General features: G+C 73.5%; 21 protein-coding genes and 1 pseudogene. 12 read left to right on the top strand and 10 right to left on the bottom strand.

What is annotated here, in order from left to right:
- Positions 1–9: 9 nt before the first annotated feature.
- The 5 genes from ACFY1T_RS13460 to ACFY1T_RS13480 form a co-directional block, all read right to left on the bottom strand.
- Positions 10–2,337: a molybdopterin oxidoreductase family protein gene (locus ACFY1T_RS13460; protein WP_390788242.1), complete on the bottom strand. Its 2,328-nt coding sequence runs from the start codon at positions 2,335–2,337 to the stop codon at positions 10–12.
- A 114-nt stretch (positions 2,338–2,451) separates the two neighbouring features.
- Complete coding sequence (locus ACFY1T_RS13465) at positions 2,452–3,072, bottom strand: TetR family transcriptional regulator (protein WP_390788300.1); 621 nt, start codon at positions 3,070–3,072, stop codon at positions 2,452–2,454.
- A gap of 35 nt (positions 3,073–3,107) precedes the next feature.
- Entirely contained in the window at positions 3,108–4,451 is a 1,344-nt protein-coding gene (locus tag ACFY1T_RS13470) for a hypothetical protein (protein ID WP_390788243.1), read from the bottom strand.
- A 142-nt stretch (positions 4,452–4,593) separates the two neighbouring features.
- Positions 4,594–5,415, bottom strand: a complete 822-nt coding sequence (locus ACFY1T_RS13475; RefSeq protein ID WP_390788301.1) for a hypothetical protein — start codon at positions 5,413–5,415, stop codon at positions 4,594–4,596.
- 338 nt (positions 5,416–5,753) lie between these two features.
- Positions 5,754–7,856 (bottom strand): right-handed parallel beta-helix repeat-containing protein, encoded by a 2,103-nt coding sequence (locus ACFY1T_RS13480; protein ID WP_390788244.1) that lies wholly within the window; start codon positions 7,854–7,856, stop codon positions 5,754–5,756.
- Positions 7,857–7,994: 138 nt separating this feature from the next.
- Between ACFY1T_RS13480 and hmgA the strand changes: the two genes are divergently transcribed.
- A complete protein-coding gene (gene hmgA, locus ACFY1T_RS13485; protein WP_390788245.1) occupies positions 7,995–9,317 on the top strand; it encodes a homogentisate 1,2-dioxygenase in 1,323 nt (440 codons plus the stop codon).
- A gap of 137 nt (positions 9,318–9,454) precedes the next feature.
- Complete coding sequence (locus ACFY1T_RS13490; RefSeq protein ID WP_030870532.1) at positions 9,455–10,204, top strand: GntR family transcriptional regulator; 750 nt, start codon at positions 9,455–9,457, stop codon at positions 10,202–10,204.
- 27 nt (positions 10,205–10,231) lie between these two features.
- On the opposite strand, the gene ACFY1T_RS13495 is transcribed toward ACFY1T_RS13490, so the two are convergent.
- On the bottom strand, positions 10,232–10,396 hold the full coding sequence (locus tag ACFY1T_RS13495) for a hypothetical protein (protein ID WP_199813750.1): 165 nt from the start codon (positions 10,394–10,396) through the stop codon (positions 10,232–10,234).
- Positions 10,397–10,530: 134 nt separating this feature from the next.
- Here ACFY1T_RS13495 and ACFY1T_RS13500 point away from each other — a divergent pair, with 134 nt between their 5' ends.
- Positions 10,531–11,658, top strand: coding sequence for a type ISP restriction/modification enzyme (locus ACFY1T_RS13500; RefSeq protein ID WP_390788302.1), 1,128 nt, complete (start codon positions 10,531–10,533; stop codon positions 11,656–11,658).
- Positions 11,659–11,752: 94 nt separating this feature from the next.
- A complete protein-coding gene (locus ACFY1T_RS13505; RefSeq protein WP_390788246.1) occupies positions 11,753–13,006 on the top strand; it encodes a CaiB/BaiF CoA transferase family protein in 1,254 nt (417 codons plus the stop codon).
- Between the two features lie 35 nt (positions 13,007–13,041).
- On the opposite strand, the gene ACFY1T_RS13510 is transcribed toward ACFY1T_RS13505, so the two are convergent.
- On the bottom strand, positions 13,042–13,311 hold the full coding sequence (locus ACFY1T_RS13510) for a hypothetical protein (RefSeq protein ID WP_030870537.1): 270 nt from the start codon (positions 13,309–13,311) through the stop codon (positions 13,042–13,044).
- Between the two features lie 340 nt (positions 13,312–13,651).
- Between ACFY1T_RS13510 and ACFY1T_RS13515 the strand changes: the two genes are divergently transcribed.
- A complete protein-coding gene (locus tag ACFY1T_RS13515) occupies positions 13,652–15,442 on the top strand; it encodes a protein kinase (RefSeq protein ID WP_390788303.1) in 1,791 nt (596 codons plus the stop codon).
- A 6-nt stretch (positions 15,443–15,448) separates the two neighbouring features.
- Here the strand turns inward: ACFY1T_RS13515 and ACFY1T_RS13520 are convergent, their stop codons facing one another.
- Positions 15,449–16,252, bottom strand: a complete 804-nt coding sequence (locus ACFY1T_RS13520; protein WP_390788304.1) for an SGNH/GDSL hydrolase family protein — start codon at positions 16,250–16,252, stop codon at positions 15,449–15,451.
- Between the two features lie 231 nt (positions 16,253–16,483).
- Here ACFY1T_RS13520 and ACFY1T_RS13525 point away from each other — a divergent pair, with 231 nt between their 5' ends.
- The 4 genes and pseudogenes from ACFY1T_RS13525 to ACFY1T_RS13540 all read left to right on the top strand — a co-directional run bounded on the left by ACFY1T_RS13525 (position 16,484) and on the right by ACFY1T_RS13540 (position 20,203).
- Positions 16,484–17,584, top strand: coding sequence for a DUF5925 domain-containing protein (locus ACFY1T_RS13525; protein WP_390788247.1), 1,101 nt, complete (start codon positions 16,484–16,486; stop codon positions 17,582–17,584).
- A gap of 105 nt (positions 17,585–17,689) precedes the next feature.
- Positions 17,690–18,232, top strand: coding sequence for an FABP family protein (locus ACFY1T_RS13530; protein WP_390788248.1), 543 nt, complete (start codon positions 17,690–17,692; stop codon positions 18,230–18,232).
- A gap of 219 nt (positions 18,233–18,451) precedes the next feature.
- Positions 18,452–19,390: a MerR family transcriptional regulator gene (locus ACFY1T_RS13535; protein ID WP_390788249.1), complete on the top strand. Its 939-nt coding sequence runs from the start codon at positions 18,452–18,454 to the stop codon at positions 19,388–19,390.
- Between the two features lie 86 nt (positions 19,391–19,476).
- A pseudogene (locus tag ACFY1T_RS13540) lies at positions 19,477–20,203 on the top strand (IS982 family transposase).
- A gap of 92 nt (positions 20,204–20,295) precedes the next feature.
- Here ACFY1T_RS13540 and ACFY1T_RS13545 read toward each other — a convergent pair.
- A complete protein-coding gene (locus ACFY1T_RS13545; protein WP_390788250.1) occupies positions 20,296–20,700 on the bottom strand; it encodes a GntR family transcriptional regulator in 405 nt (134 codons plus the stop codon).
- 53 nt (positions 20,701–20,753) lie between these two features.
- On the opposite strand from ACFY1T_RS13545, the gene ACFY1T_RS13550 reads away from it, so the two are divergent.
- The 3 genes from ACFY1T_RS13550 (at position 20,754) to ACFY1T_RS13560 (ending at position 23,522) form a co-directional block, all read left to right on the top strand.
- Entirely contained in the window at positions 20,754–21,707 is a 954-nt protein-coding gene (locus ACFY1T_RS13550) for a GNAT family N-acetyltransferase (protein ID WP_390788251.1), read from the top strand.
- Positions 21,704–22,186: a DUF402 domain-containing protein gene (locus tag ACFY1T_RS13555; protein WP_390788252.1), complete on the top strand. Its 483-nt coding sequence runs from the start codon at positions 21,704–21,706 to the stop codon at positions 22,184–22,186. Before ACFY1T_RS13550 ends, ACFY1T_RS13555 begins: the two co-directional genes overlap by 4 nt.
- A gap of 298 nt (positions 22,187–22,484) precedes the next feature.
- The gene (locus tag ACFY1T_RS13560) at positions 22,485–23,522 is read left to right on the top strand and encodes a lytic polysaccharide monooxygenase (RefSeq protein WP_390788253.1); all 1,038 of its coding nucleotides are present in this window, start codon (positions 22,485–22,487) and stop codon (positions 23,520–23,522) included.
- 38 nt (positions 23,523–23,560) lie between these two features.
- On the opposite strand, the gene ACFY1T_RS13565 is transcribed toward ACFY1T_RS13560, so the two are convergent.
- Positions 23,561–24,424, bottom strand: coding sequence for an esterase/lipase family protein (locus ACFY1T_RS13565; RefSeq protein WP_390788254.1), 864 nt, complete (start codon positions 24,422–24,424; stop codon positions 23,561–23,563).
- Positions 24,425–24,673 lie beyond the last annotated feature (249 nt).

Below are 24,673 nucleotides of genomic sequence, written 5' to 3' on the forward strand. Positions count from 1 at the left end.
AACCCCAGCTCAGGGCAGGGGTGTCAGTTCGACGGGGAAGCCGTTGAGCACCGCGGTGCCGGACAGCGGGTCGAGCCGGGAGCCGTCGAGGAGCTGGTTGACGTTGGCGCCGGGCACGGCGGAGGCGACGGAGAGCCGGGCCCCGTCACGGTCGTGGCCCCAGCCGTGCGGGAGGCTCACGACGCCGGTGCGGACGGTGTCGGTGACCTCGACGGGGACTTCCAGGCTGCCGCCGTCGGCGGTGATCCGGGCCAGACCTCCCTCGGTGAGGCCGAGCCGGCCGGCGTCCTCGGGATGCACCTGGAGGGTGCAGCGGTTGGAACCTCCGGTGAGGGCCGGGACGTTGTGCAACCAGCTGTTGTTGGACCGCAGATGGCGGCGGCCCACGAGCACCAGGGCGGCGGGGCGGTCGGCGAGCGCCGCGGTCAGCCTGGGGAGCTCGGCCGCGATCGGGTCCGGGAGCAGCTCGATCCTGCCGCTGCGCGTCCTCAGCACCCCCGGGAGCCGGGGCCGCAGCGGGCCCAGGTCGATGCCGTGCGGGTGCGTGAGCAGCCGCTCCAGGCTGAGCGCCTCGCCTCCGCCGCCGCCCGCGTACTCGCCCGTGCCCGTGCGCATTCCCGTGCCCGCACCCGCGGCCTCGCCCCGGCCCGCGCCGGGTTCCGCCTGCGGGGCGGAGCCGACGCCGAACCGGTCACCGTACGGCCCGAGTCGGAGCATCAGGTCGAGCCGCCGCTCGGGGCCGTTCTCCCCGGTGAGCAGGCCGGCCAGGTGTGCCGGATCCTGCCCGTGCAGCGGGGAGTGCGGGTCGGCGGTCTCCTTGGCGAGGACGCCGTGGATCACCATCTCGTCGACGGCGGACGGGTCGGCGGACCCGTACCTGCCGGAGACGGCCAGGACGAGGCGCGCGTGGATCTCGCATTCGTCGAGCCGGCCCGCTTCGAGCGGGACGGCAGGGCGGCTGTAGCGCACCTGGTTGCGGATGGCGAAGCCGTTGAAGGCGAAGTCGTGGTGCGCGCTCTGCGAGGGCGGCGGCGGAGGCAGTACGACGTGGGCGTGACGGGAGGTCTCGTTGAGGTACGGATCGATGCTGACCATGAAGTCGAGCCCGGACAGGGCCGCGTCGAGGCGCCGCCCGTCGGGGGCGGACAGCACCGGGTTGGCGGCGATGGCGACCAGGGCCCGGATCCGCCCCTCCCCGGCCGTCTCGATCTCCTCGGCCAGGGCAGCGATGGGCAGTTCGCTCTTGGCCTCGGGGTGGCCGCTGACCCGGCTGAGCCAGCGGCCCAGGGTGAAGCCCTTTCCGGGCCCGGCGGGGCGCGGGCGCGGGCCGGCCGCCGGGAGCGGGAAGAGGACTCCGCCGGGCCGGTCGAGGTTGCCGGTGAGGATGTTCAGCACGTCGACCAGCCAGCTGGCGAGCGTGCCGTACTCGACGGTGCAGCTTCCGATCCGCCCGTAGACGGCGGCGGTGGGCGCGGCCGCCAGGGCGCGGGCGAGGTCGCGGATCTCGGCGGCCGTGAGGTCGCAGGCGGGGGCGACGGCCTCGGGTGTGAAACGCGCGAGGGCGTGGGCGAGTTCCCCGAGCCCCTCGGTCTGTTCGGCCAGGGCGCCGGGTGAGGCGAGCCCCTCGGCGAGGAGGGTGTGCGCGAGGGCGGCCAGCAGCAGGGCGTCGCTCCCGGGGCGCGGGGCGAGGTGGAGGTCGGCCAGCTTGGCGGTGCGGGTGCGGCGCGGGTCGACGACGACCAGGGTGCCGCCGCGGGCGCGCAGCGCCTTGAGCCGGCCCGGGAAGTCGGGCGCCGTGCACAGGGAGCCGTTGGACTCGACCGGGTTGGCGCCGAGGAGCAGCAGGAAGTCGGTGCGGTCGAGGTCGGGGACCGGGATGGCGAAGGGGTCGCCGAAGAGGAGCCCGCTGGAGACGTGCTTGGGCATCTGGTCGAGGGTGCTGGCGGTGAAGAAGTTGCGGGTGCCGAGGGCCTTGAGCAGGAGCGGCGGGTACAGGTTGCCCGCCATGGTGTGCACGTTCGGGTTGCCGAGGACGACGCCGACGGACTGGGCTCCGTACTCACGCACGAGGGCCGGGACGGCGGTGGCGATGGCTTCGAACGCCTCCTCCCAGGTGGCCTCCCGGAGGCGTCCGTCGCGGCGGACGAGGGGGGTGCGCAGCCGGTCGGGGTCGGCGTCGAGCGCGCCGAAGGCGGCGCCCTTGGGGCAGATGAAGCCGCGGCTGAAGACGTCTTCGCGGTCACCGCGGGCGCCGGTGACGGCGCCGCCCTCGATGGTGAGGGTGAGGCCGCAGGTGGCTTCGCACAGGGGGCAGATGCGCAGGGCGGTGCGGGGCATGGGCCCTCCAGGGGCGGCAGGCTGCGACACGTACACGCGGGCGGGACCGAGCATACCGACCGGTTGGCACGGTGGGGAGGGGCCGGTGCGCGGACGGGACCTGCCGGGTGCGGGTCAGTCCAGCACGCGGGACAGGTACGCGTGCATCATCGCCCGGGTCTCGGCCACGATGCCGGGGTCGCCGGCCGGGTCGGCGCGGAAGGCCAGCTTCGTCAGCGCGTCCGTGGCCTCGACGGCGACCAGGACCGCCCGCCGCAAGGTGGCGTCCGGGGTCAGGCCGAGGTGGGCGCCGAGCAGTTCGGTGAGGCGTACGGCGACCAGCCCGTTGGGGTCGGCGGCCGGGCCCTCGGCGGGCGGGGCGGGCACCCCGAAGTCGACGAACGCGAAACCGGGGACGGTCCGCTTCATGGCCAGGTACTCGTCGAGCACGGCGTCCACGACGGGCCGCCAGTCGCCGGCCGGGAGCGCGTCGAGGCGGTCCGCGATGGCGTCGGTGTACCGGTCCAGGTTGCGGTGGGCGAGGGCGATGGACATGGCCCGCTTGTTGCCGAAGAAGCGGTAGACCGAGCCGATGGGCACGCCGGCGCGCAGGGCGACGGCCCGGGTGCTGAGGTTCTCGTACCCGGTCTCGTCGAGCAGTTCGGCGCAGGCGTCGAGGATCCGGGCGAGCCGGTCGGCGCTGCGCTGCTGGATCGGCGTCCGGCGCAGGGGGTGGGCGGGGGGCACGGGGTCCATCATGCCGCTCCTGGCTCCTCGGTTCAGCAGCGGTCTCAGTTCAACAGGAGGCCGATGCCCCCGATCGTGTAAGTGATCATGAGCGCGAGCAGCGGCAGCTGACCGGCGACGGCCCGGGCGGGCGGGAAGAGGCGCACGGAGCGGTCGTGGGCCGCGATCACTCCGAGTACGTGCCCGGTGACGACGGCGATCACCTGGAGGGCGGCGAGGCCGCCGGGACCCAGTGGCGACAAGGGTTCTGGGGCGTTGTCAGTGCCCAGTGCCATGATTACCGTGCGTGGTCCTTCGGTGACGAGGAGGGAGAAGTAGTGGGCGGTGAGATAGCCGAGCGCGATCGGCACGAGTGAGTGGGCGAAGGCGGTCAGCGGGCCCGGGTGCGGGCCGCAGACGAGGCGGGTGGCCGCCGCGCAGAGGCAGTACAGGGTGGCGACGAGGGCGATGGAAGCGAGCAGTCCGAGGGTGGCCGTGGGGGTGCGGCCGAGGGGGGAGGTCTGGAGGGTGTTGATCCACGACGGGTCGTCGGAGTAGCCGTCGTAGGCGGTGGAGCCGAGCAGGACGCAGACGGTGGCGACGAGTCCGGGCCGCTCGGGCGTCGCGTCGAGTCCGTGGAAGGGGTTGCGGAGCACCAGGCGGCCGTCGCTTCGGCGGCCGAGGGGGGAGAGCCGGGCCAGGAGGGCGGAGTACGCCTCGAAGGCGTCGGCGTCGGCGAACCAGCGCTCTCCGAATCGGGCGGCGAGCGCGAGGTGGGCGGCGGCGTAGAGGGCGATGGCGATCAGGAGGGTGGTGGTGGATGCGGGATCCGGAGCGGCGAGTTCGAGCCAGGTGAAGCCGAACAGCCCGGCGGCGGCGGGCCATTGGCCCAGCCGGGCGGGGAGGGGGGCGTGCAGGGCGAGGGAGGTGTGCGTGGGAAGGGGGGCGTGCGCGTGCCGCCGCCGGGGGCGGGGCAGCCGTTGGCCCAGGCGGTAGAGGGTGCGGAGCGGGTTGAGCAGGCGCCAGACGGGGCCGAGGAGGAGGGAGGCGGGCACGAGGCCGACCCAGAGGAGGACGTAGACGGCGCCGGGGGCGGGGTTGCGCGCGGGGTCGTCGGGACCGAGGAGGAGGGAGAGGAGGACGGCGAGGGCGGCGGCCAGGCCGAGTCCGCGCAGGGCGGTGCGGGTGGCCGGCGCGTCGGCGATCCGCTCCAGGGCGGCGGGCAGGGCGAGGCCGGACCGGTCGCCGCGGAAGCGGGAGGAGGACCAGAGCAGACCGAGCGCGAGGAAGGAGACGAACAGTGCGGCGAAGGCACCGGCGAAAGCGTAGAAGGGAGAGATCGGCAGATCGTGCCGGGACCCGATCCCGTGCGCGAGCGTGGTGAGCGGATCGGCCGGGCGAAGGACCACGCCCCGGCCCCCGCCTCCACCAACCGCAGCGGGCCCGAGCCCGAACCCGAGATCCGGCGCGGCCGGGGTCACCACGGTTCGCCCGTACGGTCTTGTTCCCCTCCGCGGAAGGGGAACCGGGCGGGGCGGGTCGTCGGCGGGGTCACCGGACGAGGAGCTGGGTCAGGACGAGGCGGGACTCGTGGGTCTCGACCTCGAAGAGGCCCGTACGGTCGGCCGTCAGGAGAAGGACGGCCTCCTGGCCTGCCGGCAGGGCGAGTTCCCTGTCGTAGCCGTGGACGTGCAGGGTGTCGGCGCGGTCGCTGGTGACGCGCAGGGCGAGGCGTTCCCCGCGCCGCAGCTCGGTGCGGCCGGGGGCCGGGGTGACCTTGCCGTCCCGCACGGTGATGGTCACCGTGCGGTCGGCGGGTGCCTGCGACGGCGGCGGTGACGGGGACGCCGACGGCGGGGTGTGGCTGTGGCCGGCCTGGCCGGGGGTGGCGGCGCCGGCGGTGAGCGGGAGCGTGCCCTCGACCGCCTTGCCGGCGACGGCCCAGGCGGTGTGGTCGTCGGCGTAGAGGCGGACGGTCAGGGTGTGCGCCCCCTCGGGCACCTGCGCCGCCGGCAGGTGGAACCAGGGGCCGTACAGCCGGGCCACTTTGCGGCCGTCGAGCTCGAGGTGCGCGTGGCCCGCGCCCGGGAGGGCGGCGCCGCCGGTGCTGTCGGGGGTGAAGCGGAAGTTCTTCACCGTCAGCTGGAGGTTCCAGCCGTCCTCGGAGTCGGGGCGGGCGGCGAGCTGGACCTGCGGCGCGCCCTCGGCCGGGACCTCGCGGAGCCGGTGGCCGGTGGGGTCCTGGGCATCGAGCAGGGTCCCGACGCTGCCGGTGGCCTGCTCGTGGCTGGTGCCTGGCTTGTGGTGGGTGGTGGCCCGCCCGCCGCAGCCCGCGGCCGCGCCGCCGACGAGCAGGAGGGCGGCGGCCAGCAACGCCGCGGTGCGGGTGGTTCGGCCGCGCCCGCGGGCCGTGCGGGGCGGCACACCGCGGGCGTTGCACCCGGCCCGGTGCGCGGCGCGGCCGTCGAGCGGGTTCTCGGGCCGGTCGGTCACGGATGGCCTCCTGTGTTCGGCGCTGCCAGGGCGGGGGGCGCGGGTCCCGGGGCTGGGGCCGGGTCTGGGGCAGGGGCCGGTCCCGGGGCGGACTCGGTGTGCGGCGCAGGGGGCGGGGGCGAGGCTGAGGCCGGATCCCAAGGCGGGGACGGGGCCGGATCCCAAGGCGGGGACGGGGGCGGGGCCGGATCCGGGGCCGGGGGCGGCGGGGTGGGGGGTCATGCCGGGTCCGGGGCGGACTCGGCGTGCGGCGCCGGGGGCGGGGGCGGCGGTGCCGGCGCGCGGTCGGCCCCGGGGTCGCCGGGCGGGGTGGTCGGGCGGGCCGAGGCCACGACCGCCCACAGGACCCAGACCACGGCCACGAGGGCCCGCGCCCAGGAGGGGCCGATCGGGGTCCAGGGGATCATCAGGACGGCCTTGTCGAAGGCGTCGAGGAGGGTGAGGGCCGCCAGGAGCAGGGTCAGCCGCGCCACCCAGGGGCGGGTGGGCCGCAGCGCGAGGCCCGCACCCGTCCACCACAGGCCCATCAGGAGCAGGGCCAGGGCCGGCACGGCGGTGTCCACGAGGGGCGTCGTGGAGCCGGCCACGTCCAGGGCCAGCCCGGCCAGGCCCAGCAGCGAGGCCGCCGTGCCCAGGCGGGACCCGCGCAGGCGGCGCCACCACAGCACCCCGCCGACGAGGAGCAGGACCGCCGCCACCGCCAGCGCGATCTGGGTCTCCACCCGCTCCAGGCCGCGTGCGCCGTACCAGTCGCAGCCGGCCGGGAGCTTGCGCGCCTGGACGCTGTAGTCGGCGCAGACGAGGAGCTGGGCGAGTTTCACCGGTTCGCCGACCAGCCGGGCGGAGGCGCCCGACACCTCGCCGCGGCGGTCCCCGCACCGCGGGAGCGTGCCCGGGGTGGAGCCGTCGGGTCCGGACTGCCAGCAGTTGCCGCGGCCCTGGCCGTCCCACCACACGTCCATGCCGTTGGGGCGGGAGGCGCCGGACTTGTCCTTGCCGAGGACGTTCGCGGCGTACCGGTTGTGGTGGGAGGTGTCCGCCTGCTTGTCCCAGGACTCCTCGCCCCGGATGAAGGCCGGGACCGCCGAGAGGAAGAAGCCCGCGCGCCGGTGCCCGTACACCCAGTTGTTCTCGTACACGTTCCAGTTGCCGCCCGCCGTGATGATCCCCGTACCCGGCGGCATGGAGATCTGCGGGCAGACCACCCCCTGCTCGTAGCCGCGCTCGATCGGCGGCTTGGCGCAGGTGCCGTCGGCGACGTACCCGTAGTAGTCGGCGTTGTTGTCGTGGATCAGGTTCCGCTCGAACTTGGCGTGGTTCTGCGGGAGTCCCGGGTGCCCCGGGAAGGCGCTGTCCATCGAGGCGCCGCCCATGTTCGCGTCGAACTCGTTGTCGTGGACCCAGACCGAGTCCCCCGCCGTGCCGGAGTAGCCGACCATGTTGTGGTGGCTGTGGCAGCCGGTGATCTCGATGGAGTAGCGCGGGACCTCGTAGCCGCGCCCGTCGTTGATGTTGGAGGCGCTGCCGGGGTAGATGCCCGAGTCGCCGTTCCCGTACGACTCGCAGTTCTTGTACAGCCCGTGGTCACTGGCGAAGGTCAGGAAGCCGTACTCGTCGTTCCACCTGGTCAGGACGTCGTCGATGACGAACCCGTCGCCCGCGAGCACGTACAGCGAGTTGAAGGTGGTCCGCTGCGCGGTGAAGTTGCGGAAGTAGATGCCGTTCGACTTGTCCGCGCGGATGGCGTTGAGCTTCTGGTACTTGGCGTCGATGACCACGTCCTGGCGGCTCGCGCCCGTGCCCTCGATCTGCAGGTCCGTCTTGCCGAGGATCGCGACGAGGTTCTGGTTGTGCCGGCACCGCACCTGCTGCTCGTACGTCAGGATCTGGTAGCCCAGCGCCGAGTTGGGGGCCTTCAGCGCGGCGCACTCCCCCGCCGGCTTCGGCAGCGAGGGCTCCTCCTCGTACAGGCCGGGGAGGATCGCGATGTTCATGCCGGGCCGGTCCACGGCGTCGACGGCTTCCTGGAGGTGCCGGTAGCCGCTCTTCTCGCACCGCTCGTACAGGGCCAGGTTGCGCTGCCTGAGCTCCTCGGTGAAGGCGGATATGCGGCGTTCGAAGGCGGGCCGGTCGGTCTTGCAGACCACCAGGTCGGGCTCGGCCGTCCGGTACCGGGGCACGGACCCGGAGCCGTCCGGCAGGGTCACGGGGCGCTCCTCGTGCGCGCGGGCGGCGGGCGCGGCGGCGAAGAGGGACAGGAGCGCGAGGAGGGCGGCGAGGAGCGCCGCCGGCACGGCAGGGAACCTGCGGGTCCACGACATGCGCGTGAGAGTAGAGCAATGTTCATCTTTTTGGATCCCCTGCGGCAGCGCGAAATCCCGGGCGCCATTGACGCGCGAGCCACGGAATCCTACTGTCGACCATAGGATTCCTTCGACTGTGACAGAGCGGGAGCACCCATGAGCGAGCAGGCCGAGCAGGCCAGGAAGACGGCCGAGGCGCTGGAGTACCTCACCGGCTTCGGCAACGAGCACAGCTCGGAGGCCGTCCCCGGCGCCCTGCCGGCCGGCCGCAACTCGCCCCAGCGCTCCCCCCTCGGCCTGTACGCGGAGCAGCTCAGCGGCAGCGCCTTCACAGAGCCCCGGGTGCACAACCGGCGCTCCTGGCTCTACCGGATCCGCCCCTCGGCGGCCCACCCGCCCTTCACCCGGACCGACAACGGCGCCCTGCGCTCCGCGCCCTTCACCGAGGCCCCCGCGGACCCCAACCGGCTCCGCTGGAACCCGCTCCCCGACGCGGCCCCCGGCACCGACTTCCTGGCGGGCCTGTGGACCCTGGGCGGCAACGGCGACGCCGCGCAGCGCAGCGGCATGGCCATCCACCTCTACTCCGCCAACGCCTCCATGACCGACCGGGTGTTCAGCGACTCCGACGGCGAGCTGCTGATCGTCCCCGAGCGCGGCGGCCTGCTGCTGCGCACCGAGCTGGGCCTGCTCAGCGCGGGCCCCGGCGAGGTGGCCCTGATCCCGCGCGGCGTGCGCTTCCGCGTGGAGCTGCTGGACGAGGACGCCCGCGGGTACGTCTGCGAGAACTACGGCCGCCCCTTCGAGCTGCCGGACCTCGGCCCGATCGGCGCCAACGGCCTCGCCGCGGCACGTGACTTCCGGGCCCCGGTGGCCGCGTACGAGGACGTCGAGCGCCCGACCGAGGTGGTCAACAAGTTCTGCGGCAACCTCTGGACCGCCACCTACGACCACTCCCCGCTCGACGTCGTCGCCTGGTACGGCACGCACACCCCGTACGTGTACGACCTGCGCCGCTTCAACGTCATCGGCTCCATCAGCTACGACCACCCGGACCCGTCGATCTTCACGGTGCTGACCTCCCCCTCCGACACCGCGGGGCTGGCGGGCGTGGACTTCGTGGTCTTCGCCCCGCGCTGGCTGGTCGGCGAGGACACCTTCCGCCCGCCGTACTTCCACCGGAACGTCATGAGCGAGTACATGGGCCTGATCGAGGGCGCCTACGACGCCAAGGCGGAGGGCTTCGTCCCCGGCGGCGGCTCGCTGCACAACATGATGTCCGCGCACGGACCGGACCGGGAGACCTTCGACAAGGCGAGCGCCGCCGAGCTGAAGCCGCAGAAGATCGAGGACGGCCTGGCCTTCATGTTCGAGACCCGCTGGCCGATCACCGCCACCGCCCAGGCGGCCGGCGCCGATCACCTCCAGCGTGCATACGACGACGTCTGGCAGGGGCTCGAGCGCCACTTCCGCGCCTAATATCGCCGGGGGGTGTCACGCCGCGATCCCGGCCCGACCGGCAGGACACCCCCGGGCGCGCACTTCGGAGCACGCACACCCCGGAGCACGCGCCCCGCGCCCCGCGCCCCACGCCCCGTCCGTACGGAGAACCACCCGTGACCGCCTTCGCCCCCGACTCGCTCGTGCTCAACCGGAAGCTGCCCCTCTGGTACCAGGTGTCGCAGTCGCTGCGCGCCTCGATACTGGGCCGCACCCCGGACGCCTCGCTGCGCCTGCCCACCGAGGAGCAGCTCGCCGAGCACTACGGGGTGAGCGTGCTGACCATGCGCCAGGCGCTCAAGGAGCTGGAGGGCGAGGGGCTGATCAGCCGCCACCGCCGGCGCGGCACGTTCATCGAGCCGGGCGCGCGGCGCGGGGCACCGGTGCGGCTGCTGGGATCGGTCGACGCGATCGTGGCGCAGCAGTCGGGCGACCGTACGACGATTCTCGGCCACGCGCGGACAGCCGTGTCCGGGGAGCTGCTGGAGCACTTCCCCGACACGGCCGAGGTGGTCACGTACCGCCGGCTGCGCCACGACGGGGAGAGCGGGGAGCCGACGAACTGGGCGGAGAACGCGGTCCGCCCGGAGCTCGCCGAGGCGGTGGACCTGGCCGATCTGGCGCGCTGGCCGATGACCAAGGTGCTGCGTGACGTGGTGGGTGTGAAGATCAGCCGGATCACGGACACGGTCGAGGCGCGGCTCGCCGACCCGGAGACGGCGGAACTGCTCCAGGTGCCGCTGCTCAGCCCGATCCTGCACTACACGGGCGTGACGTACGACGAGGACGGGCGGGTCGTGGACGTGGCGCGGATCCGGTACCGGGGTGACCGGTTCTCGTTCACGGTGACGGTCGACGCCACCTGACGGCCGGGCCGCCGAGGCCCGCGGGGGTCACATCCCCTCGTCGTCCGTGCTGCGCTCCCCCTCCGCCTGCGACGGCGTGGTCCGCATGGTGTCGGGGTGGTGGTGCTGCAGCTTCTCCTTCTCGTCCATGTCCTCGTCGAGCCGCTCGCCCTCGGCCTGGGACGGAGTCGTGTATTCGTCGTAATGACTCATGTCCGCCTCCTCCTCGACATCGGAACATTTCCGTACATAGGGAGCGTATCTCTTCGGCCCGCACCCAGCCCGACCACGGTCCCGTCGCTACCATCTGCCGGGTGAGCGAAGACGTACCGCTGCTGGACGATCTGATGCCCTGGGCCGTGGGCGGCCTGCGCCTGGGCCGGGCCTGGGTGGCGGCCCCCGACCCCGCGGCCCTGCGGGCCCGCTGGGCGGCCCTGACCGGCGCCGAAGGAACCGAGCGGGAGCGGCTGTTCCGCCCCAGCCGCAGCCGTACGCCCACCACCGGCGCGGCCGCCCTGCCCGGCCGGCGCTCGCCGTCGACCGCCCGCTTCGCCGATGCGCCGGGACCCTGCCCGGAGCCCGTACGGGTGCTGCGCGATCCCTTCGACGAGCAGTGGCTGCTGCCCGACCAGCGGCTCATCGACCTCGCCCGGCCGGAGCTGTGGCGGGTCCTGGACGAGCACCAGCTCTTCGCCGTCGAGACCCCGGAGCTGCTGGTCACCGCACACCTCCCGGTCGGCAGGCTGGGCCGGATCCGCCCGCTGCACCGGCGCCCCGGCGGCGCCGAGCCCAATCTCGCGCCGGGCCTGCTGCCGCTGCTGGGCGAGCGTTACGGCGGCTGGGTCACCCCGCAGGACGTGCTGTGCTGGATCCTCGCGGCGGGCCGCCCCGGCCCCCGGGGGTACGAGGTCCCGCTGACCGGCGATCCCGGACGCTGGCGGGCCGGGCTGGAGCTGGGGCACCGGCTGCTCGCCGTCCAGCTGCGCGGCGGGCCCGGCTCCGAGCCGCCCCGGCTGCCGGGCGGGCGCCGACCGTACGTCCGCTCGGCGGTCCAGGCCTGGCCGGAGGGGCTCGCGTACGACCCGGAGACCGAGACCCTGAGCCTCGGCACCGGAACGGTCTCCCCCGTGCCGCCGGGCGCCTGGGAGTACGAGGTGCAGGGCGGTACGCGGGTGCTGGAGGCCTGGTTCGCCGCCCGCACCGCCCACCGGGATCCGCAGGCCGAGGGGCTGGAGGCGCTCGGGCCGGCCGCGTGGCCGCAGTCCTGGACCTCGGAGCTGCCGGCGCTGGTGACCACCCTGGCCCTGCTGGCCGATCTGGCCCCGGAGCGGGCGGCGTTCACCGCCGGGCCGCCGCTGCCGGCCGCCGAGCTGGCGGCGGCCGGGGTGCTGCCGCCGCCGCGCTGGGCCCGGCGCCCGGCCTCCGTACTGGACCATCACGAGGAGGGTCCGGGCGGCCAGTTCGCCCTGCTCTGACGGCACGCGCCGCCGCGCGCCCGGTCGGCGGCTCCGGCCGTCTCGGCGCCCCGCCTGGTGACAAGCGGGGGTCCCAGCAGGTAGGCAGGCTGTCATGACAGCCGACTCGCCCGCACCCGCACGCCCCGGGGAACCGCTCCCCGGGGAACCGCTCCCCGTGGAACCGCTCCCCCTCGACGGTGTCACCGTCGTCGCCGTCGAACAGGCCGTCTCGGCCCCCTTCGCCACCCGGCAGCTCGCCGACCTCGGCGCCCGGGTGATCAAGGTCGAGCGGCCCGACGGCGGTGACTTCGCACGCGCCTACGACACCGCCGCGCACGGACTGGCCTCGCACTTCGTCTGGGCCAACCGCGGCAAGGAGTCGATCGCGCTCGACCTGAAGGACCCGCGCGGCCTGGAGGTCCTGCACGGGCTGCTCGACGGGGCCGACGTGTTCGTCCAGAACCTCGCCCAGGGAGCCGCGGCCCGGCTCGGGCTCGACTCGGCCGCGCTGTGCGCGCGGTACGGGCGGCTGGTCGCCGTCGACATCTCCGGGTACGGGCCCGACGGCCCGTACGCCCACAAGCGCGCCTACGACATGCTCGTGCAGTGCGAGGCGGGGCTGGTCTCGGTGACCGGCACCCCCGGGCAGCCCGTCAAGGCGGGTATCCCGGCCGCGGACATCGCGGCGGCCATGTACGCCTTCTCCGGGGTCCTCGCGGCCCTGCTGCGCCGCGGGGTCACCGGGCGCGGGGGCCGGGTCGAGGTCTCGATGCTCGACGCGTTGGCCGAGTGGATGGGCCATCCGCTGCACCACACGATGCACGGCGGGGAGCAGCCCGTGCGGACGGGCCTCGCGCACGCCGTCATCGCCCCGTACGACGCCTACCCGACGGCGGACGGGGACCGGGTGCTGCTGTCGGTGCAGAACGACCGCGAGTGGCGGCGGCTCGCCGCACAGGTTCTGGAGCGGCCGGAGTTGGCCGAGGATCCGGCGTACGCGACGAACGCGGCGCGCACCCGGGGCCGGGAGAAGACCGACGCCGTGGTCGCCGAGGCGCTGGCCGGGCTCGGCGCGGACGAGGCGATCGGGCGGCTGGAGGCGGCGGGCATCGCCTGCGCGCGGCTCAACTCGGTGGCGCAGCTGGCGCAGCACCCCCAGCTGGCGGCCCGGGACCGCTGGCGCGAGGTGGGATCACCGGCCGGTCCGCTGCGGGCGCTGCTGCCGCCGATCGGACTGCCGGGAGGCGCGGCACCGCACATGGGTGCGGTGCCCGCGCTCGGCGAACACACCGAGGCCCTGCTGCGCGCCCTGGGGATGACGGGCGCGCAGATCACGACACTTCGCCGGGATGGTGTGGTTGCGTAGGGCCGGGGCGAAACCAATGACGGTCGGGGACGTTGTTACGAGCGGCGGCTGCCGAAGAGCGTGCGACGCAGGCGGCGCAGCGGCGCGAAGAGCGAGACGCGCGCGCTCCGGCTCCGCAGGCGGTGCGTGTGGTCGCGGGACGTCAGTTCGCGCATCAGCAGCGTCGCCTCCGCGACCTCGCGGTGGGGGACGGCGGGTCCGCCCAGCACGGCGAGATGGCGGTCGAGGCGCGAGCTGGTCGCACTGCTGCCGCAGGTGATGGCAGGCACGCGAGGCGGCCTGCTGCGCATTGCTATCTGTTCCATGATCTCTCCCCACCCGTACGAGGGCACCCGGCCCGGGCAGGGTAACCCTATCGCCCCCACGTCGTGCTCGGGTATCCCGGTGGTGTGAATTACCCCTATGGCGACGGGGAGTTGACGGTTACTCAGCGGAGTCGACCGTCACTCTCCGCAGGGGGAGGGGCGGTTCGGGCAACCCCGCGCGAGCACCCGGCGGCCTCTTCACCGGCGTCCCGCCGGGCCGTTCGGCGACCGGGCGCGCGCGTCCCGCCCCGGACCGGGGCCACGCGGCACGTACTGCGCTAACTTGGAGTGACCGCCCGCCGACACACGGACACACCTGGGGGCTCGCGTGAGTGACAACATGGGTGAACCGGGCGGGGAATCCGCCCCGGGCCGTGTCATCTCGGGCCGGTACCGGCTGATCGACCAGCTGGGCCGCGGCGGCATGGGCACCGTGTGGCGGGCCCGCGACGAGGTGCTGGGCCGCGAGGTGGCCGTCAAGGAGGTACGGGCCCCGGCCGGCCTGGACGGCGCCACGATCGGGCGGATGTACCGGCGGCTCGAACGGGAGGCCTGGGCGGCGGCCCGGGTCTCGCACCGCGGGGTCGTCACCGTCTACGACGTGGCCACGGAGGACGGCAAGCCCTGGATCGTGATGGAGCTCGTACGGGGACTCTCGCTGGCCGACGTGCTGGAGGCCGACGGGCCGCTCACCCCGCAGCGGGCCGCGCACTTCGGGGAGCAGGTGCTGGCGGCGCTGCGCTCCGCGCACGAGGCGGGGGTGCTGCACCGGGACGTGAAGCCCGCCAACGTGCTGATCGCCAACGACGGCCGGGTGGTGCTGAGCGATTTCGGGATCGCCAGTCTGGAGGGCTCGTCCTCGATCACGATGACGGGCGAGGTGGTGGGCTCCCCCGAGTACCTCGCGCCGGAGCGGGCCCTCGGGCGTGACCCGGGCCCCGAGTCGGACCTGTGGTCGCTCGGGGTGATGCTGTACGCCGCCGTCGAGGGGGTCACGCCCTTCCGGCACGACACCCCGCTGTCCACCCTGCGGGCGGTGGTGGACGACGAGCTGCCGCCGCCGCACCGGGCCGGCCCCCTGACGCCGGTACTGGAGGGGCTGCTGCGCAAGGACCCCCGGGAGCGGCTGCCCGCGGCGGAGGTTGCCCGGATGCTGCGGATCGTCGGCGCGGGCGGGGTCCTGCGGGCCTTCGGCGGCGCGGTGTCCGGCCCCGACTCCCCGACGGCCACCGCGCACCACGGGCACGGCGGCCGCCAGGACGGGCCGACCCCGCCGATGCCCGTTCCGATGCCCCTGCCCCTGTCCGGGCCTTCGGCGGGGCCCGCTCCGGCGGGATCCGGGCCGGGCGGCGGGGCGCCGCGGCGCGAGGGGCGGGCCGGGGCGGTGCTGACGGCCGGGATCGTGGTGCTGCTGCTGGCGGTCGCCGCCCTGGGATGGCTGCTGCTCAAGGACCGTGAGGAGCCGGGCGGGACCGGGGGCACCGGCACGGCGCCTCCGGCCACCGCCCCGCCGCCGGCGTCCGGGAGCGCGTCCGCGTCGCAGTCGTCCTCCGGGTACCGGTCGCCGTCGCCGTCGCAGTCCGCGTCCGCTTCCCCGTCGGCCACGCCCGCGCCGCGGTTCGCCGTGGCGGTGCACGCCCTGCGGGACGACTACCGCGGGACGTGTCCGCCGCCGGCCGAGCAGGCGCCGGCCTTCACGGCGACGGTCGAGGCGGACCGTACGCCCGCCGTGCTGGAGTACCGCTGGGCGACCCGCAGCGGGGTCACCTCCGGCCCCGGCTGGCAGTCCGTCACGTACGGGGCGGACGGCCCCCCGAGCCGGCAGCTGGACCACACCGAGCTGACGTACTACCCGAGCGCGGCCTTCGCCGACGCGGTCCGGCTGGAGGTGCGGGGGGCCGCTCCGAGCGCCTCGGAGTGGATGGAGTTCTCCGTCACCTGCGAGGCGGCGGAAGGGGAGGGGGAGACCCCGCCGGCCGGGGCTTCCCCCTCCCCCGGTGCGAGCGGTACGCCGGCCGCCCCGGTGACGGCGGGGCCGGTGACCGCGGGGCCGGTGCCCGCGGGGCCGACGACGCCGGAGGCGCAGGCTCCGGCGTCGGAAGCGGCCGGCCCGCAGGCCTCCGACTCGTAGCCCCGCTCAGGCGGCGTTGGTGAACACGGGCAGGTAGCCACCGGACTGTCCGGCGGCGGTGGGGTGGTACGACTCGCCGATGTTGAGCCAGTTGACGCTGTGCAGCCACGCGTCGCCGGAGCAGATCTCGTGGCCGGTGAAGGCGCCGGCCACCGAGGCGAAGGTGAACCCGTGGTTGGCGGCGCGTTTGGCGATGGCGGCGTTCAGGTAGTCGGCCGCGCCGTTGATGGCGGTGCGCTCCCCCTCGGTCAGGCCGGTGACGCAGTTTCCGTTCAGCTTGTAGAAGCGGGGATAGCCGAGCACGACGACGTGGGCGCCGGGCGCGCGGCCGTGGATCGCGTCGTAGACCTGGTCGAGCTGGCCGGGGAGGGTGGAGTCGACGTACGCCTTGGCCTGGTTGACGCGGCTGACGCAGGTGGACTCGGACTGGAGCACACAGGTCGTCATGACGTCGGAGAATCCCGCGTCGTTGCCGCCGATGGTGATGCTGACCAGGTCGGTTCCGGAGTTCAGCGGGGAGAGCTGGCCGGAGAGGACATCACCCGTACGGGCGCCCGAGCAGGCGGCGAAGGAGAAGGTCTGCGGGGCGTGGGCGGCGGCCCACAGGGCCGGGTAGGCGCGGGCGGTGCGCTTGCAGTTGCCGCTCCCGCTGTCGTAGTTGCCGGCGCCGACGCCGGAGGAGTACGAGTCGCCGAGGGCGACGTAGCCGAAGTCGGCCGAGGCGGCGGCCGCCTGTCCCGCGCCGAACAGGGCGGCGCCCGCGGCGAGTAACAGGGAGGAGGTCAGGGCGGCGAAGCGCGACATCTTCATGCTCATGTGTGCGGCTCCTTGTGGGGGGAGGTACACGGGGGTTACTCGGGAGTTACTCCTGAGTCCGTGGTACTGGGAGCCGGGCATGGCCGGAAGTGTTCGTGCCAAGAATTTTCGGCGCGGAGTTGCGCCCCGAACCTTCACCACCGGTGCGTTTGAAGAGGGAACTTGGGCACCCGATCCAGCGAAACACGGGTGCACGAGGCCACTTCGTGCCGGATCATGGGCGCCATGCCAGCCAACCCGCATGACGCGCTGCCGATCCGGCTCAATGTCGATGACAGCGATTCACCGTCTGACGTCGTGGACGCGCTGTTCCTCGGCCGGTTCGCATCCGGCGAGCAGCCGTACTCGCACAGCGTCACGATCGAGCGGGTGAAGGCGGAGGCGACCCTGATGCCGCCCGGGGCCACCGTGCTGCGCTCCGCGCGCGACTCCGACCGCAGCGCCATGCTCGTCGAGGGCGAGGGCTGGACGATGCTCGTCTCCCGCTGGAGCCGCGGCGCGGACGTCACGGTGACGGCGGTCAGCGACGAACTCGCCGCCGGCGTGCTCGGCGAGGCCACGGAGGGGGTGCAGGACGAGCCCGAACCGCAGCCTTCGACCGTCACGATGGGCTTCTGGTACGTCTCCCCGCGCCGCGGCCCGTACCGGACGACCCGCCAGATCTCCGCGGGGACCTGGGCCGACGTGCGGCCCAACTACACGGCGCCGGTGGCCGGGGCGATGGACCGGCTGATGAAGGTGACCCCGGACGACATCGCCGGCCGGCTGCTCCTGCTGCACGGGCCGCCGGGCACGGGCAAGACCTCCGCACTGCGGACGCTGGCCCGGTCGTGGCGGGACTGGTGCCAGGTGGACTGCGTCCTGGACCCGGAGCGGCTGTTCAACGACGTGGGATACCTGATGGACATCGCCATCGGCGAGGACGAGGGCACCGCGAAGGGCCGCTGGCGGCTCCTGCTGCTGGAGGACTGCGACGAGCTGATCCGCGGCGAGGCCCGGCACACGGCCGGCCAGGCGCTGTCGCGGCTGCTGAACCTGACGGACGGGCTGCTGGGGCAGGGGCGCAACGTACTGGTCGGGGTGACCACGAACGAGGACCTGGAGCGGCTCCACCCGGCGGTGGTCCGGCCGGGCCGCTGCCTGGCCCGCATCGAGGTCGGCCGGCTGACGCACGGCGAGGCGGTGGACTGGCTGGGCACGGACGAGGGGGTGTCCCGCGAGGGCGCCACGCTGGCCGAGCTGTTCGCGCTGCGCCGGGGCGCGGGCCCCGCCTCGCTGCTGCCGCCGCAGGGCCTGCACGGCTCGGAGCCGGGCCTCTACCTGTAGCGCCCTCGCGGGCGGGGCGCGTACCGGCCGCGCCCGCGCGCCGAAGACAATGGGGCCCGTACCCGGCCGGAGCGGCCGGGAACACCACCGAGCAGGAGAGTGCACGTGCCCGAGCCGGCGCAGGACAATCCGTACCCCGACAGCCACGTCCTCGGCGAGGGCCCCGAACCGCACCCGCAGCTGGGTCCGGTGCTGTCCCTCCTCGGGCGCTGGCACGGCCGGGGCCGGGGCGAGTACCCGACCCTGGAGCAGGGGTTCCGGTACGAGCAGGAGATCACCTTCAGCCACGACGGCCGGCCCTTCCTGCGCTACGAGTCGCGGGCCTGGCTGATCGACGCGTCCGGCACCGTCCTGCGCCCCTCGGGGCGGGAGTCCGGGTGGTGGCGGGTCCTGCCCGACGCCTCGCTGGAGGTGGTCCTCGCGCACCCGACCGGCATCGTGGAGACGTACGTCGGCCGGGTGGACGGCTCGGAGATCGAGATCGCCACGGAGACCGTGGCACGCACCCCCAAGGCCAAGGAGGTCACGGCCATGCGGCGCCGGTACGCCTTCGGGGAGGAGGGGCTGACGATCGAGCAGGACATGGCGGCGATGGGACAGCCCCTGCAGCACCACCTCCGGGCGCAGCTGCTGCGGCGCAAGGACTAGATGATCGAGTCCAAGGGCTCGTAGCCGTAGGCCGCCAGCGAGTGGTATCGCATGTCGCTGCCATCGTTCGCCCCGCGCTTGCAAGGCGTGTCTGTTCATCCTGGCGGTCAGCGGAGATCATGCGACTCATGCTTCAGTAACTCGGAGGACATCTCGGTCGGGGCCCCGCTGAGGAATGGCCTTGAGTCTCCAGTGACTGGAGACAGCAGAGTGGGGGACATGGACGTTACGACCCTCTACTCGATCGGGGAGCTCTCCCGGCGGACCGGCTTGTCTGTGAGGACCATCCGGTTCTACTCCGATTCGGGGGTGGTGGCGCCGACCACCCGTAGTCCCGCCGGCTATCGGCTCTACGACCTCGACGCACTGCTTGGTCTGGAACTCCTGCGCACGCTGCGCGAGCTGGGCATGGACCTGCCCACGATTCAACGGGTACTGGACCGTGAGCTCTCGGTGGCGGAAGTCGCCGCGGCGCACGCCGATGCCATGGACGTCCAGATCCGAATGCTGCAACTGCGTCGGAGCGTTCTGCGCGTCGTGGCCAGCCGCGGGTCCAGTTCCGAGGAGATCAAGCTCATGCACAGGCTCACGCAGTTGTCCGGCGAGGAACGCCAACGGCTGATCGACGATTTCATGGATGGCACCTTCGGCACAGTGGATGCCGACCCGGGCGCAGTGTCCATGGTTCGCGCTGCAGCTCCCGACCTCCCCGATGACCCGACCGGCGAGCAGGTCGCCGCGTGGGTGGAACTCGCCGAGCTGGTCAGCGACGAGGACTTCCGGGCCCGGATGCGCCGGACGGCCGTACGCCAGGCCGCCGGGCGCCCGCTCGACATCGAGCGCGATGCCGGCGAGGAGCTAATGGAGTTCACCCGTCAGAAGGTGGCTGGGGCCAGAGAGTCGGGTATCGACCCGCTCGGCAACAGAGCCGCACCCGTCATCGACGACCTCGTGCACCGCTTCGCCGAGGTATTCGCGCGCACCCCTGACACGGAATTCCGGGACTGGATGGCGCAGCAGTTCGAAGAGGCGCACGATCCCAGGGTGGAGCGGTACTGGCAGCTGGTGTGGATCGTCAACGGCTGGAAGGTAGTACCGCACCTGGCTCCGGTGTACCCCTGGCTCATCCAGGCCCTGCGAAATGACCGCGCCGCATAGTCACCGCAGTGGGCACCGCCCCGGATCCCTGAACGAGTCCAAGGGATCACCTGCGGACATGAGACCAGGTCGCCCAACGCCGATGTGTGACTAACGACCTGGACACCCTCACAACGGCACTCTATGCGCGGATTGACGACGAATTGAAGGCTTCGCCGTGGCTGGCACCGTGGCGGCCTGCCGTCGGAATCACGCCCACGCTCAGTGACGCCGAACTGATCACGCTCGCGGTCATGTCGGCGCTGCTCGGATACACCTCTGAGCGGCGCTGGCTTCGCCGCGTCGGGCGGGACTTCGGCCACCTGTTTCCCTATGTGCCCCAGCAGTCCGGCTACAACAAGCGGCTGCGCGCCGCGTTCTCACTGATCACCAGAATGATCCGGATCGTGGCTCGCGATACCTCACTGTGGAGGGACGATGTGTGGCTAGTCGACTCCACACCGGTCGGTTGCGGTTGCTCCCGCCAGACGTCCTCGCCGCTCACTCCGGGCAGACGATCATCGGGGATAAGAACTGCTTCGGCCGCGAGTTTGAGTACGGCCTCGCCGAGCGTCACATGAAGTTGCTGCGGCCAGCCCGCAGGGGAGAAGCCGAGCCAGCCGGGTCACACCTGTTCAAACCGTTGCGGCAGGTGATCGAGTCGATCAATCAGACCTGCAAGGGGCAGCTCAACCTGGAACGGCACGGCGGCAAGAGCCCGGCAGGGGTATCAGCCCGGGTCTTGTGTCGGATCCTCGCACTCACAGCGGCGATCTGGTACAACGACCAACTGGACAGCCCGTCAAGCGATCACTCACTGCCTACGATCACTGATCGCAACGGCATCTCTTGGACTCATTCATCCAGGGAGTGTGCCGGGCGCCGCGAGGCGGGCGGGACTTCGCGGACCCGCCCTGGGCGGACCCCTACGTCCCGTAGCGGGCGCGCAGGGCGTCCAGGGCGGCCGCCGTCGCCTCGTCGAAGCTCAGGCCCAGCCGCTTCGCGCGCTCCGCGTAGGCCTGGGCGGCGGAGGCCGCCTCGCGGGCGGCCCCGTCGCCGGCCGCCGCGACGAAGGTCCCGTTCCGGCCGCGGGTCTCGATCACGCCGTCGCCCTCCAGGGCCCGGTAGGCCTTCGCGACCGTGTTCGCCGCCAGCCCCAGTTCCTCGGCGAGCCCGCGCACCGTCGGCAGCTTGTACCCGACCGGCAGCTCCCCCGAGCGCGCCGCCTGGGCGATCTGCGTGCGCAGCTGCTCGTACGGGGCTGCGGCGCCGGCCGCGCCGTCGATCCGGATCTTCAGGTTCGTCGAGGTCACCCGGCGATTCTCCCCCATCCCCCGGGAAATTCGGAGGCATTCGCCCCGCCCCGGCACCTACGGTCGACGCCATGACCCTAAAGATCCGCGAGCTCCGCCCCGGCGATCCCTCGGACGCGGAGTCCGTCGTACGGGTGCGCCGCGCCGCCCTGCCCTTCATGATCACCACACCGGCCGGTGTGGCCTACGAGCTGGCCACCGCGCACCCCGGCAAGCGCTACCGCGTCCTCGCCGCCGAGACCGGGGACGGCCTCGTCGTGGGCACCGCCGAACTCGGACTCGCCCACCGCAGCCCCGAGCCGGGCCAGGCCTTCGTCAACGCCTACGTGGACCCCGCGCACCGCCGTCTCGGCGCCGGGTCCGCGCTGCTGGACGCGGCCGAGGAGTACCTGGCCGCGGAGGGCGCGGTGGACACGTACGCCTGGGTCCTCGACGAGCCGGCCCACCGCGCCTTCGCCGAGCGGCGCGGCTACCGCGCCTCCCGCTCCGCGCACTTCCTGCGCCTGGACCTGGCTGCCGGCCCGCTGCCGGAGCTCCCGGCGGTCCTGCCCGCCGGGGTCGAGCTGCGCCCGGCTTCGGCCTTCGCCGCGGACCCGCGCCCGCTGTTCGAGGCCGACGCGGCGGTGTCGGCCGACGAGCCGGGTGACGTACCGGAGGTGCTGGACGACTACGAGGACTGGCTGGGCAGCGTCTGGAACGAGCCGACCCTGGACAGGGAGCTGACCCGGGTCGTCCTGGTCGACGGGGTCGTGGCCGCGTTCTGCGCCGCCCGCACCGACGGCGCCACCCGCTACGGATCGGCGATGACCGGCACCCTGCGGGCCTTCCGCGGCCGCGGGCTGGCCAAGCTCGCCAAGACGGACTCGCTCCGCCGGGCCCGTGCCGCCGGCTACACGGAGGCCTTCACGGGCAACGACGCGGGGAACGAGCCGATGCTCGCCGTCAACAAGTGGTTCGGGTACGAGATCTGCGCGACCGAGTCGCGGTTCGCCAAGAAGCGGACGGAACCGGAGGACAGGGCATGACCGACCGCCTCACCGTCACCCTCACCAAGGCGGGCCGCACCAAGATCCGCTACCCCGCCGCCCTGGTCTGCGACACGGGCGACCGGATCTCCGTACGGGCGCCCTGGGCGGCGGACGGCGTACGGGACTTCGGCTTCGTGCGCTTCGAGCCCGGAGACGTGTTCACCGAGCACTTCTGGCGGACCCGCTGGTACGCCGTCAAGGAGGTCCGGACGGGCGAGGGCGTCCTCAAGGGCTGGTACTGCGACGTCACGCGCCCGGCGGAGGTGCGGGACGGCGGGATCCTCGTCGAGGACCTGGACCTGGACCTGTGGGTCTCGGCGGACGGAGCGACCGTACTGCGCCTGGACGAGGACGAGTTCGCGCAGAGCGGCCTCGCGGAGAGCGACCCGCGGGCGGCGGCGGAAGCCGTCCGCGCCCTCGACGCCCTGGCCGCCCGGGCCCGCGCCCCGCAAGGCCTGACCGCCCTCCTCACCTGAGCCCGGCACGACCACGCGGCCGAGGCGAGGAAGCGGGCCCGCGGCGGCGCCGAGGCGGGGTGGGGCGGCCCCGCGGGGCCGGTTCCTTGGGTGCTGCTTACCGGTGCCTTAAGCGGAGCGTAAGGATCTTGGGGAGGGGGCCGAACGGGGTCGCGGCGGGGGTGATGCGGGCTAGCTTGGCAGGGCCGAGGAGGGCACGGGGCGGCGTCGGATCCCACGGGGGGCGGCGCCGCCCGGCCCGGCTCCCGGCACGCCCACGACCGTGGCGCCCCGTCGCCGCTCCGAAGGAGATCCGCCCATGCCCGCACGCCGCCGCCGCACCGTGACCCGTATCGCCGCAGTCGGCCTCGCCCCGCTCGCGGTGGCCGCGTACGCCGCCGGGCCCGCGGCCGCGCACGGCTCGATGACGGACCCGGTCAGCCGGGTGGCGGCCTGCTACGCGGAGGGGCCGGAGTCGCCGAAGTCCGCGGCCTGCAAGGCGGCGGTGGCGGCGAGCGGCGCGCAGGCGTTCTACGACTGGAACGCGGTGAACATCGCCAACGCGGCGGGCAACCACCGCTCGTTGATCCCGAACGGGCAGCTCTGCTCCGCCGGCAACGACAAGTACCGGGGCCTGGACCTGGCCCGCGCCGACTGGCCGGCCAGCCCGATGGCCTCGGGCCCGCACACCTTCCGGTACAAGGGGACCGCCCCGCACAAGGGCTCCTTCGAGCTGTACGTCACGAAGGACGGGTACGACCCGTCGAAGCCGCTGAAGTGGTCGGACCTGGAGCCGGCGCCGTTCGCGAAGGCCACCGACCCGGGCATGCAGAACGGGGACTACGTGTTCACCGGCACCGTGCCGAACAAGTCCGGGCGGCACCTGATCTACAGCATCTGGCAGCGCTCGGACAGCCCGGAGGCGTTCTACACCTGCTCGGACGTGGTGTTCGGCAAGGACAACGGTGGGAGCGGGGGCGACGGCGGCGCGAACGGCGGCGCCGGCACCACCCCGAGCACGAAGCCGAGCACCAAGCCGAGTGCGGCTACCGGCGCCAAGCCCTCCGACGTGCCGAAGGCCCCGACGGACCAGCAGATCGCGGACGGCGAGGGCAAGTCCACCGTCGAGCACAACGGCCACGGCGACAACGACCCGAAGACGAACGGCAGCACCGCCCTCGCCGCGCTCCCCGTCCCCTCGGATTCTCCCGCGGGCACCAACCTCGCCGAGACCGGCGGCAGCGCCGCGACCCCGGCGATCGCGATCGCCGGGGCGGGCGTACTGGCCGTCGGAGCGGCCGTGCTGTTCGGTGTGGCCCGACGCCGTGCGACGACGCCGGGCCGCCACGGCCTCTAGCCGCGGGGCTTCACCGGCTCCGGCCCGTCACCTGCGCGTCATTCGAAGACCGACGCGCAGGTGGTCCGGGACGCGTGGGCCGGGTCGAGGGAGTTGAGCGCCTCGTGCCAGGCGATGCGGTCGGTGAGTCCGATGGCGACGTGCTCGGAGAGGTCCAGCGGGCACAGGTCCTGGAGCACGACGTTGCGCACGTTCGAGCCGGTCCCCTGGAGGAAGGCGCTCCGGTAGGGCGTGACGACCTCGTCGTACTTGGTCGCGATGACCGTGTACTGGACGCCGGGCACGGTGTCCCCGCCCGCGTTCAGCTTGGTGACGAAGGGGGATCCGGCGATCTGGTCGGCCAGCCCCGGGGTCGCGGAGCTGATCAGGTCCTCGGCGCCGGGGAAGTACGGGAGCAGCTGGGTGAGCCCGGCCAGGGTGGTGCCGTGGTTGTCGGGGGCGAGCCCGATCAGGGCGTTGACCTTGGGGGCGCCGCCGAGGAACTTCAGGTAGTAGTTCGGCATCATGCCGCCCTGCGAGTGGCCGACGATGTCGGTCTTCGGGGCCCCGGTGGAGGCCAGCACCTTGTCGACGAACACCTGGAGCTGGCCCGCCGACTTGTCGATGGGGCCGAGCCCGTTGAAGAAGGGCACGCCGGGCAGCTGCCCGTAGTCGAGCGAGTAGACGCAGTACCCGCGGTGGACGAGGTACGGAGCGAATCCGAGCCAGTTGTCCACGGAGTTGCCGAACGTGCCGTGGACGAGGACGACGGGGCGCGGGTGGGCGGCGGAGGGCTTGCAGGACCAGTCGTTCCAGCCGCTGCTGGGTGCCGACGCGGCCTGCGCGGCGCCGGCGGGGGCGACGAGGGCGGCGGCGAGGGCGAGGACGGTCAGCGGGCGGAGCAGGCGTCGCCAAGGCAGCATCGAGTGATCTCCTTGCGGGTCAGGGAAATACGTGGGGGTTCGTCCCGTGATCCGGATCACAAGGGGGGGCTGCTTCGGCCAAATTACGGGCGAGTAGCAAAACTTGAAAGTTACGCGTCAGTAAAAAATGCGTGTCGGGCCCCCGGCGCGAGTCCGGGGCGATCGTCCGTCAAGTCGCGCCCGAGGCAGACGCGTTGCCGCCGCCCCGCGGGACCGTCGCCGGGCCGCGCGGGACCTGCGACAGGCCGC

The sequence above is a fragment of the Streptomyces sp. NPDC001194 genome, from assembly GCF_042896985.1.
In the GTDB taxonomy this organism is placed as follows: Bacteria; Actinomycetota; Actinomycetes; order Streptomycetales; family Streptomycetaceae; genus Streptomyces.